Genomic DNA, 9,581 nt, shown 5'->3' on the forward strand with positions numbered 1-9,581 from the left:
GCGAAGGGTGGTGAAGCGATTTCTCGGAGTAGCGATCCTGTGCGCGGCGATGGCGGCCTGCGAGTCGTCGGGCACGAACAAGGCTGCGAGCCCCAGCACGGGCTTCGGCAACGAGCAGAACCCGCCGAGCCACGGCGGCATGAGCAGCAGCGCCGACAGCAGCATGTTCAAGACGATCTACTTCGACTTCGATCACTCGGACCTGCGCGCCGACGCGCGCGAGGGCCTGCAGGCCAACGCCAGCTACCTGAAGGGTAACTCGGGCGTGCAGATCACGATCGAGGGCAACTGCGACGAGCGCGGCAGCAACGAGTACAACCTCGCGCTGGGCAAGCGCCGCGCGGAAGCCGCGTACAAGTATCTGGTCGATCTGGGCGTCGAATCGTCGCGGATGACCACCGTCAGCTACGGCGAAGAGAAGCCTGCGGCCGAGGGACACAACGAGCTCGCTTGGGCCAAGAACCGGCGCGACGACTTCAAAGTCCGCTGATTTGAGCGGGAAGCTGCTCCGCCGCGGTCTCGCGGCGGTCTCACTTCTCGCGCTCTCCGGCTGCGTCACCGTGCCGGAGTTCCAGGCCCTGCGCCGCAAGGTCGACGCGCTCGAGAGCCGCGGCGGCGGCAAGGGCTCGGACGACTGGAGCAAGTCGGGCGCGAGTGGCGGCGCGGCGTCGGGCAACCGGCTGGCCGACCTCGACGCCGAAGTGACTTCGCTGCGCGACGAGGTGGCCAAGCTCCAAGGCGAGGTCGACGCGCTGAAGAAGGAGCTCGACCGGCAGCACGCCGCGGCGCCAGGCGCCGCAGCGGCCGGAGCTGCGGCAGGTGCGGCCGCTGCGCCCGCCGAAGGCGCCGCTGGAGCGCCGGGAACGGCCGCCCCCGCGCCTGGAACCAATGCCCCGGTCGCGGCACCTAACCCGACCACGGAAACCCCGGCGCCCGGGGCCACGAATGCGTCGAGCGAAGAGGTCCGGGACTACGAGGCTGCCTTCAGCATGTATCGCGCAGGCAAATACGCAGACGCCATTGACCGGTTTCAGGCCTTCCTCCAGACTCACCCGTCCTCCGAGTTCGCGGACAATGCCCTGTTCTGGATGGGCGAGTCGTACTTCAAGCTGAACGACTTCGAGCAGGCCGCGGTGGCATTCGATCGAGTGGTGAAGCGGTTCCCGAAGGGGAACAAGGTGCCCGACGCACTGTACCGGCAGGGCGTTTCACTCCAGGAGATCGGAAACCGGACCGGGCAGCAGTCCACATACGGGCCGGCGGCGTGCCAGATCTTCAAGCGCATCGCCGACGACTACCCATCCTCGGAGCGTGTGGCAGAGGCTCGGCGTCAATTGGAGAAGTGTCCGTCGTGAAGAAGAACGACCAGAAGAAGTTCCAGAAGATGCTCATGGAGCAGCGTGACAAGCTCATGGTGAACGCGAAGCGCGCGGTCACCGGCGACATCCATCTGGACCCCGATGACTTTTCGGACGAGATCGACTCCGCCTCCTCGGAGAGCGGTCTCGCGTTCGTGGGCCGCTTGCGCGAGCGCGAGCGGGCTCTGCTGCAGAAGATCGAGGCGTCGCTCGCGAAGATCGAAGCCGGCACGTTCGGCACCTGCGTGCAGTGCGGCGAGGACATCGGCCTGAAGCGCCTCGAGGCGCGGCCGGTCGCGAGCCTCTGCATCGACTGCAAGAGCCAGCAGGAGAAGCTCGAGCACTGAGCCGTGGCGCTCATCCTCGCGCTCGAGAGCTCGTGTGACGACCTGGCCGCGGCGCTCGTGCGCGACGGCACGCAGGTACTCGCGTCGGTCGTGCAGAGTCAGGATCGCCTGCATGCGCCCTACGGCGGCGTGGTGCCGGAGCTCGCCAGCCGAGACCACGTCCGTCACCTGTATGGCGTGCTGGGCGCGGCGCTCGAGCGCGCCGGTGTGCCGTTGGGCTCGGTCGACGCGATCGCGTGCACGGCGGGGCCGGGACTGATCGGGTCGCTCTTGGTCGGCGTGTCGTTCGCCAAGGCGCTGGCCTACCGGCTGGGCAAGCCGCTGGTCGCCGTGCACCACATCGAGGGCCACCTGGCCTCGGCGCGGCTGGGTGACCCCCCGCTGGGGTTCCCGTTCCTGGGCTTCGTGGTCTCTGGCGGCCACACGCAGCTCTACCGCGTGACGACACTTTCTCGTGTAGAGCTCCTGGGCGAGACGCGCGACGACTCGGCGGGCGAGGCGTTCGACAAGGTGGCCAAGCGGCTGGGCCTGGGCTACCCGGGCGGGCGCGAGGTCGACCTGGCCGCGCGCCGCGGCCGCGCGGGGCGCTTCCGCTTCCCGCGCCCGATGCTGCGCGAGCCGGGCCTCGAGCTGTCGTTCTCCGGGCTCAAGACCGCGCTGGCGCTCGAGGCCGAGCGCATCGAGGGTGACTCGACCCACGGACTCACTGCGCAGGACGTCGACGACCTGTGCGCCTCGTTCCAGGAGGCCGCGGTCGACGTGCTGGTCGAGAAGGCGCGCCGCGCGCTCGAGCAGACCGGGCTCTCGCGCCTGGCGCTGGTGGGCGGCCTGGCCGCGAACGCGCGCCTGCGCGAGCGCATGGCCGAGCTCGCGCGCGAGCGCGGCATCGAGACTCACTTCCCGCCCATCGCGCTCTGCACCGACAACGCGGCGATGATCGGCGCGGTCGCCGACGGCATGCTGCGCGAGGGCCGTGTCGCCGCGCTCGACCTCGAGGCGTTCTCGCGCATCCCCGTGGGCGCCGCGCTGCCCCCGGGCGCGCCATAGCCTCGGCGCGCCAGAAGCTCGCCGCGCACGGGCTCGCGCCCTCGAAGGCGCGCGGCCAGAACTTCCTGCGCCGGCCCGAGGTCGCGGCGCAGATCGTCGAGAAGCTCGGCGTGCGCGCGACCGACGCCGCGCTCGAGGTCGGCCCCGGCACCGGTCAGCTCACGCGCGCGCTGGCCGCGGTCGCGCGGCGCACGCTCGCGCTCGAGGTCGACCGCGGCCTGGTCGCCCTGCTCGCCGCCGAAGGCGAGCTGCCGGGCTACGTCGAGGTGCGGCTGGCCGATGCGCTCGAGGCCAACTGGCCGGCGCTCGCGCGCGAGCTCTGCAAGCCCGTGGTCCTGGTCGGCAACCTGCCGTACTCGATCGCCGGGCGGCTCTTGGGAGACTGGCTGGTGCCCGACTCTCCGTTCCGGCGCATCGGCTGCATGCTGCAGCGCGAGCTCGCCGACCGGGTGCTGGCGGCGCCCGGCAGCGAGGCCTACGGCACGCTCAGCGTGTACGCGCGGCTCTGGTTCACCGGCGAGCGCCTGCTCGAGCTATCGCGCGAGGAGTTCTCGCCGCGCCCGCGCGTGCGCTCGACCTTCCTCGCGCTCACCCCGCGGCCGACACCGCCGCGTGTCGCCGACGTCGAGACACTCCGCCGGCTGGTGCGCGCCGCCTTCGGCCAGCGCCGCAAGCAGCTCAAGCGCGCCCTCGCGCTCGAGTTCCCGCAGGCCGGGGCGGCGCTCGCCGCGACGCGCATCGACCCGACCCGCCGGGGCGAGACGCTCGACGAAGGCGAGTTCGCGGCGCTGGCCGATGCGCTGGCAGTTGCCGGTTCCTGAAGCCCGCCGCGCGCGGAAGTTGACACTCCGGCCGGATCCCCCTTAGCCTCTTCTGCGCAGCGAGTCCGCATCGATTGAGCCCGGAAGCTTGGATCTCGAACGAGACCGAGACCGAAGGCGCGATGTTCGATGCGGTCGGTCCCGAGGCCGAAGGCCGAAGATCGGGCCGTCCGCAGTCCGCACGCGAAGGGCGCCTTCTGATCTCGTCGCAACGACGATCAGGGCGCTCGATTCGTTTGTGGCTCGCCGGAGGGCCCCCCATGAACACCCCCGAAGCCCGAGTCACCGTACCCGCCTTCGCGCGCAAGAAGGCACGCGGCGAGAAGATCGCCATGCTCACCGCGTACGACTTCCCGTTCGCGCGCCTGTTCGACCAGGCCGGCATCGACGCGCTCTTGGTCGGAGACACCATGGGTCACGTGGTGCAGGGTCACGACACCACGCTCCCGGTCACGCTCGACGAGGTGATCTACCACTGCCGCATGGTGAGTCGCGCGGTGCGGCGCGCGCTGGTCGTCGGCGACATGCCGTTCGGCAGCTACCAGGTGAGCGTGGAAGACGCCCTGCGCAACGCGGTGCGCATGATGAAGGAGGGCGGGGCGCACGCGGTGAAGCTCGAGGGCGGCGAGCGCATGGCGGACCGGATCGCCGCGTTCGCGCGCGCCGACATCCCGGTCATGGGCCACGTGGGACTCACTCCGCAGTCGGTGCATCAGGTCGGCGGCTACCGCGTGCAGGGCCGCGACGACGCGGGTCACGAGAAGGTGCTGCGCGACGCGCGCGCGGTCGAGGCCGCCGGCGCGTTCGCGGTCGTGCTCGAGTGCGTGCCGCGCGCGCTCGGAGCCGAGATCACGCGCGCGCTCTCCATCCCCACGATCGGCATCGGCGCGGGCGTGGGCTGCGACGGCCAGGTGCTGGTCATGCACGACCTGCTCGGCCTGGGCGAGGCCGCGCCGCCGCGCTTCGTGCGCCAGTACGTGGGCTTGGGCGACGTGGTGCGCCGCGCCGCCGAGATGTACGCCGAAGACGTCCGCCAGCAGAAGTTCCCCGGCGATGCTGAATCCTATTGAGCCGCGGCTGATCCGCAGCACGGCGGAGCTCTCCCGCTGGTCCGAGGAGCAGCGGGTCATGGGCCGGCGCATCGCGCTGGTGCCCACGATGGGCGCGCTGCACGAGGGGCACGTCTCGCTCGTGCGCATCGGCTACAACCACGCCGACCGCGTGGTGGTGTCGATCTTCGTGAACCCGACCCAGTTCGGGCCGGCCGAGGACTTCGCGCGCTACCCGCGCGACCTGGCGCGCGACCTGGAGCTCCTGCGCAAGGCCGGCGCCGACGTGGTGTTCGCCCCGCCCGTGGAAGAGATCTATCCCGCGGGTGACTCGACCTGGGTCGAGGTCGAGCGGCTCACCTCGGGGCTGTGCGGCCGCAGCCGGCCCGGTCATTTCCGTGGAGTCACCACGGTGGTGGCGCGGCTGTTCAACGCGGCTCGCCCGCACGTGGCGGTGTTCGGCGAGAAGGACTACCAGCAGCTCGCGGTCGTGCGGCGCATGGCGCGCGACCTGGCGTTCGGGATCGACGTGATCGGCGGGCCGATCGTGCGCGAGCCCGATGGGCTGGCCATGAGCTCGCGCAACGCCTTGCTCTCGCCGCGCGCGCGCCAGCAGGCCACCGCGCTGCACGCCGCGCTGCACGAGGTGCGCGCCGCCCTGCGCGCCGGCGTGCGCGACGCCGCGGCGCTGTGCGCGGTTGCGCGCCAGCGCATCGAGAAGGAGCCGCTGGCCGAGCTCGACTACGTGGAGCTGGTCTCCTCCGACACGCTCGAGCCGCTGCGCGAGCTGCGCGGCCCGGCGGTGCTGGCGCTCGCGGTGCGCTTCGAGGGCACGCGGCTGATCGACAACACGCTGCTCAACGGAGAAACACTCTGATGCTGCGCACGTTTCTCAAGTCGAAGATCCACCGCGCCACGGTCACCGAGGCGAACCTGGACTACGAGGGCTCGATCACCATCGACGGGCTGCTCGCCGACGCCGCCGACCTGTGGCCCAACGAGCGGGTCGAGATCTACGACGTGACCAACGGCCATCGCCTCGCCACCTATGTGATTCGCGGCGAGGAGGGCAGCGGGGTGATCGCCATCAACGGCGCGGCCGCGCACCTGGTGAAGCCCGGCGATCTGGTGATCATTGCGAGCTACGCCCAGATGACCTCGGACGAGGCGCGTGACTGGCAGCCGCGCATCTGCTTCGTCGACGGGGAGAACGCCCTCCGCTAGGCTCGGGCGGCCTTGGCCGAGCCGCCCCGCAAGAGCATCTGCAAGAACCGGAAGGCGCGCTTTCAGTACTCGATCGAGGAGACGATCGAGGCGGGCCTCGTGCTCACTGGAAGCGAGGTGAAGTCGCTGCGCGCCGGCGGCGCGAACCTGGTCGACTCCTACGCCCAGGTGCACGGCAGCGAGGTGTTCCTGCACAAGGCGCACATCGCCCCCTACGTGTACGCGGGCCGCGAGAACCACCTGCCCGAGCGCGTGCGCAAGCTGCTCATGCACCGGCGCGAGATACACCGCCTGGGCGGCCGGCTGCGCGAGAAGGGACTCACCCTGGTCCCGCTCGAGCTGTACTTCAAGAACGGCCGGGCCAAGGTCGAGCTCGGGCTGGCGCGCGGCAAGAAGCTCCACGACAAGCGCCAGGCGATCGCCGACCGCGAGTCCGACCGGCGCCTGCGCCAGGTGACCCGGCGCCACGCGAAGCGGGGCGGCGGATGAAGGCCGCCTGCCCCGCCGTGCTGCTGCTCGCCCTGTGCGGCTGCCAGAGCGCGCCGGTCGAGTACCGCCACAACCGCTGGGACTACTGGAGCTTCGCCAAGCGCTTCGCCGACCTGCCCGAGCCGAACTATCTGCCCTGGGCGCTGCACCGCGAGCTCCTGCCCGACGGCAAGGAGGGCCTGGTGGTGTGCCGCTGGGCCGACGACGCGCTGCCGCTGCGCTACTTCGTGGAGCCGCCGGTGATTCCCGAGTCACTCGCCGGCGAGTGGGCGGAGCGCCGGCCCGAGGACTACGTGACCGCGGTCGACGAGGCGTTCGCGCTCTGGCAGCGCGCGCTCGGCGGCCCGGCCCGCTTCCAGAGCGTGGCGAGCCGCAAGGAGGCGCAGGTCACGATCCACCTCGCCGCCGAGGTCGAAGAGGTCGAGGAAGGGCAGGTGCTCGGCGTGGTGCACGGCGAGGCCGAGCGCTGCACGGTCACCAAGGCCGGCCCCGGCGCCGACCAGGTGCAGATCCGCTTCGCGCCCCACGACGCCTCGGTGTTCATCGCGGACTCGGTCGGCCTGCTCACGCCGCGCCAGGTGCGCGCGGTGGCGCTGCACGAGATCGGCCACGTGCTGGGTGTCTCGGGCCAGCACAGTCCCCTGGCGGGCGACGTCATGTTCCCGGTCGCGGGCGACCGGCGCATCGAGGCGCTGTCGGAGCACGACAAGAACACGCTGCGCGCGCTCTACTCACTCCCGCCCGGCACGATCTACGCGCGCCTGGCCGAGGTGCAGCCGCCCAAGATCGGCGCCGTGCGGCGCGAGCCGCCCACGCTCGCGGGCGAGACCATCGACCCGCGCCACGGCTTCGAGGTGCACTTCCCGAAGGGCTGGCAGGTGATCAAGACGCCGAGCGGCTGGATCGCCGTCGACGGAGTGTCTTGGGACTACGACGCGTCGATCCAGGTCGTGGCCTCGCGCGGCGACGTGGGCTCGCACCTGTCGCTCCTGGCCGGGCGCAGCCGCGCGCGCGGCGACGACGTGCGCCGCGAGGTGTTCGAGCTCGACGGCGAGACGGTCGCGCGCCTGATCGCGCGCGGCCCCGAGCGCGCCGAGCAGAGCGACGTGGTCGACTGGGGTGACGGCTTCGTGCTGGTGGTCATGGCCGACGCAGCCACCAAGGACTTCGAGTTCTACCGGCCCTGGTTCCAGCGCGTGCTGCTGTCGGTGCAGCACATCGACTCACCGGTCACTCGGAAGCCGAAGGCTTCGCGCTGAGCCAGCGCCGCGCGAATACCGTGCACACCAGCGCCGCGATGCCGAACGCGACCGCGAGTCCGATGTTGCGCACGCTGGGCTGGGCCGCGGCGCGGCCCGCGAGCGCGAACAACGCCGCGCGCGGCACGAAGCCCAGCCCCGTGGCGGTGAGAAACAGGCCGAAGTTCATGCGCGAGAGACCCGCGACCGCGAACACCGGCGTGAGCCAGCTGACCGGAATCGCCGTGTAGAGCGCGAGCCACGGCGCGCCGCGCAGCGCCAGGAACTCCTCGAGCGAGCGCAGCGCGCCCACGCCCAGGTAGCTCTGCACCGACTCGCGCCCGAGCGCGCGCGCGATGCCGAAGATGAGCGCGCCGCCGAGCGTGCCGCCCACCGCGCCGCACACCGTGCCGAGCACGGGCCCGAACAGCATGCCGGTGGCGATCATGACCAGCCACGAGGGCAGGCCGAGAAACGGGCGGAACGTCATGATGCCGATCATCGCGATCGGACCCCACACGCCGAGCCCCGCGATGTGGTCGCGGAGTGACTCGGGCTTCCACTGGATCCCGCTCTCGAAATACAGGTACGCGAACCCGCCCAGCCCGGCCAGGATGGCCGCGAGCGCGAGCAGCTTCTGGATGCGGCGCGGCCCGCGAATCACGCCGCACCGCCCACGCGCAGCAGCAGGCCCTTCAGATACTCGCCCTGCGGGTGCCGGATCGAGACCGGGTGGTCGGGCGGCGCGCGCAGCTCGCCCAGCACCTGCACCTCGCGCCGCGCGTCGAGCGCCGCCGCGGACACGAGCTTGCGGAACAGCTCGGGCTCCACGTGGTGCGAGCAGCTGAAGGTGAGCACGTGCGCGCCGCGCGCAGCCCGCGCCAGCGCGCGCAGGTTCAGGTCCTTGTAGGCGCGGCTCGCCGCCGCCACGTCGCGCTTGCGCTTGGCGAACGGTGGCGGGTCCACGGCCAGGAGGTCGAACTCGCGTGTCTCGCGGCGCAGGAACTCGTTCGCGTCGCCGGTCACGAGCTCGCAGCCCGGCGCGTTGCGGACCAACAGCGCCGCCGCCTCCCGCGAAGACTCCACGGCGGTCACCGCGGCTGCGCCGCCCTGTTGCGCCGCGCGCGCGAAGCCGCCGGTGTGCGCGAACAGGTCGAGCGCGCGCGTGCCGCGAGCCAGCCGGGCGAACAAGTCGCGCGCGTCGCGCTGGTCGAGATAGAAGCCCGTCTTCTGGCCGTGCTTGAGGTCGACAAGGTAGGCGCGTCCCGACTCCTGGATCTCGATCGGCGCATCGGGGACGGAACCGAACAGCTCGCGACCGGGCGCGCCTTCACTGCGCAGCCATGCACTGCGCGCGCCACTGAGCCCGCGCGCGATCGCGCCGATCTCGTCGGCGCGCCGCGCCATCCCCGGCGTTCCCACGCGCAGCGCGAGGTGGTCCGCGTAGCGGTCGACCACGAGGCCCGGCAGGCCGTCCGCCTCGGCGTGAACCAGCCGCAACGCGTCGCTGCCGGCCAGCAACGGATGCCCGGCACGCGCCTCGAACGCGGCCCGGAGCCGCGCCGCGAGCCACGCCGCGGGCTCGGGCTCGTCCTTGCCGAAGGTCAGGATGCGCACCCGGATCTGCGCGTCCGGGTCCCAGTCGCCATGCGCCAGCACCGCCCCGGCCTCGTCGCGCACCGCCACGAGGTCGCCCGGCGCCGGATCGCCCTCCACGCGCGCCACGCTGCCCGACAGGAGCCAGGGATGCCCGAGCGCGACCGAGCGCTCGCGCCCCCGCCGCAGCACCACGGTGCCGTTGCGGCTCATTTGCACACCAGGGGGAGGGTCAGCTTGACGGGCATGGGGGGCTTTCTAGTATGCGGGGCGTTTGGGGGCGATCGGTTTCGACGGATGGTCGAGGTCGCCCGCTGCGTGCCGAGGTGCCGAGTCCTCGCAAAACTCGCGGCAAGGCAATCTAATTGCCAACGAAAATCTCGCTCTCGCTGCTTAGTTAATACCTAAGACA

The 9,581-nt window shown here is 71.5% G+C and carries 11 protein-coding genes, 1 other RNA gene and 1 pseudogene; 11 read left to right on the plus strand and 2 right to left on the minus strand.

The features are described 5' to 3' along the window. Window positions 1-10: 10 nt before the first annotated feature. From pal to VMR86_00985, 10 genes and pseudogenes are all read left to right on the plus strand, one after another. On the plus strand, window positions 11-490 hold the full coding sequence (gene pal / locus VMR86_00940; GenBank protein HTO05599.1) for a peptidoglycan-associated lipoprotein Pal: 480 nt from the start codon (window positions 11-13) through the stop codon (window positions 488-490). Between the two features lies 1 nt (window position 491). Further along, window positions 492-1,355 carry a tol-pal system protein YbgF gene (gene ybgF / locus VMR86_00945; protein ID HTO05600.1) on the plus strand — a complete coding sequence of 288 codons (864 nt, stop codon included), beginning with the start codon at window positions 492-494 and terminating at the stop codon, window positions 1,353-1,355. Beyond that, on the plus strand, window positions 1,352-1,705 hold the full coding sequence (gene dksA, locus VMR86_00950; GenBank protein HTO05601.1) for an RNA polymerase-binding protein DksA: 354 nt from the start codon (window positions 1,352-1,354) through the stop codon (window positions 1,703-1,705). The genes ybgF and dksA overlap by 4 nt, the downstream gene beginning before the upstream one ends. Before the next feature lie 3 nt (window positions 1,706-1,708). Further along, window positions 1,709-2,752 carry a tRNA (adenosine(37)-N6)-threonylcarbamoyltransferase complex transferase subunit TsaD gene (tsaD, locus tag VMR86_00955; GenBank protein HTO05602.1) on the plus strand — a complete coding sequence of 348 codons (1,044 nt, stop codon included), beginning with the start codon at window positions 1,709-1,711 and terminating at the stop codon, window positions 2,750-2,752. After that, window positions 2,749-3,573, plus strand: a complete 825-nt coding sequence (rsmA, locus tag VMR86_00960) for a 16S rRNA (adenine(1518)-N(6)/adenine(1519)-N(6))-dimethyltransferase RsmA (protein HTO05603.1) — start codon at window positions 2,749-2,751, stop codon at window positions 3,571-3,573. Before tsaD ends, rsmA begins: the two co-directional genes overlap by 4 nt. A 260-nt stretch (window positions 3,574-3,833) precedes the next feature. Beyond that, entirely contained in the window at window positions 3,834-4,643 is an 810-nt protein-coding gene (panB, locus tag VMR86_00965; protein ID HTO05604.1) for a 3-methyl-2-oxobutanoate hydroxymethyltransferase, read from the plus strand. Further along, complete coding sequence (gene panC, locus VMR86_00970) at window positions 4,627-5,499, plus strand: pantoate--beta-alanine ligase (protein ID HTO05605.1); 873 nt, start codon at window positions 4,627-4,629, stop codon at window positions 5,497-5,499. The genes panB and panC overlap by 17 nt, the downstream gene beginning before the upstream one ends. Further along, window positions 5,499-5,840: pseudogene (gene panD / locus VMR86_00975) on the plus strand (aspartate 1-decarboxylase). The gene panC and the pseudogene panD overlap by 1 nt, the downstream one beginning before the upstream one ends. Before the next feature lie 18 nt (window positions 5,841-5,858). Continuing rightward, window positions 5,859-6,335: an SsrA-binding protein SmpB gene (gene smpB / locus VMR86_00980; GenBank protein HTO05606.1), complete on the plus strand. Its 477-nt coding sequence runs from the start codon at window positions 5,859-5,861 to the stop codon at window positions 6,333-6,335. Then, a complete protein-coding gene (locus VMR86_00985) occupies window positions 6,332-7,594 on the plus strand; it encodes a matrixin family metalloprotease (GenBank protein ID HTO05607.1) in 1,263 nt (420 codons plus the stop codon). Before smpB ends, VMR86_00985 begins: the two co-directional genes overlap by 4 nt. Here VMR86_00985 and VMR86_00990 read toward each other — a convergent pair. Then, window positions 7,566-8,237: a VTT domain-containing protein gene (locus tag VMR86_00990; GenBank protein ID HTO05608.1), complete on the minus strand. Its 672-nt coding sequence runs from the start codon at window positions 8,235-8,237 to the stop codon at window positions 7,566-7,568. The genes VMR86_00985 and VMR86_00990 overlap by 29 nt on opposite strands. Then, window positions 8,234-9,382: a class I SAM-dependent rRNA methyltransferase gene (locus tag VMR86_00995; protein ID HTO05609.1), complete on the minus strand. Its 1,149-nt coding sequence runs from the start codon at window positions 9,380-9,382 to the stop codon at window positions 8,234-8,236. Before VMR86_00995 ends, VMR86_00990 begins: the two co-directional genes overlap by 4 nt. A 63-nt stretch (window positions 9,383-9,445) precedes the next feature. On the opposite strand from VMR86_00995, the gene ssrA reads away from it, so the two are divergent. Continuing rightward, window positions 9,446-9,581: a transfer-messenger RNA gene (gene ssrA / locus VMR86_01000) on the plus strand; the annotation flags it as partial.

The organism is Myxococcota bacterium (assembly GCA_035498015.1).
Taxonomy (GTDB): domain Bacteria; phylum Myxococcota_A; class UBA9160; order SZUA-336; family SZUA-336; genus VGRW01.

Bases quoted from the DNA above. Each gene is read 5' to 3' on its own strand.
- VMR86_00995 (HTO05609.1), bottom strand. From the start codon at position 9,382: ATGAGCCGCAACGGCACCGTGGTGCTGCGGCGGGGGCGCGAGCGCTCG.
- panB (HTO05604.1), top strand. From the start codon at position 3,834: ATGAACACCCCCGAAGCCCGAGTCACCGTACCCGCCTTCGCGCGCAAG.
- panC (HTO05605.1), top strand. From the start codon at position 4,627: ATGCTGAATCCTATTGAGCCGCGGCTGATCCGCAGCACGGCGGAGCTC.
- VMR86_00985 (HTO05607.1), top strand. From the start codon at position 6,332: ATGAAGGCCGCCTGCCCCGCCGTGCTGCTGCTCGCCCTGTGCGGCTGC.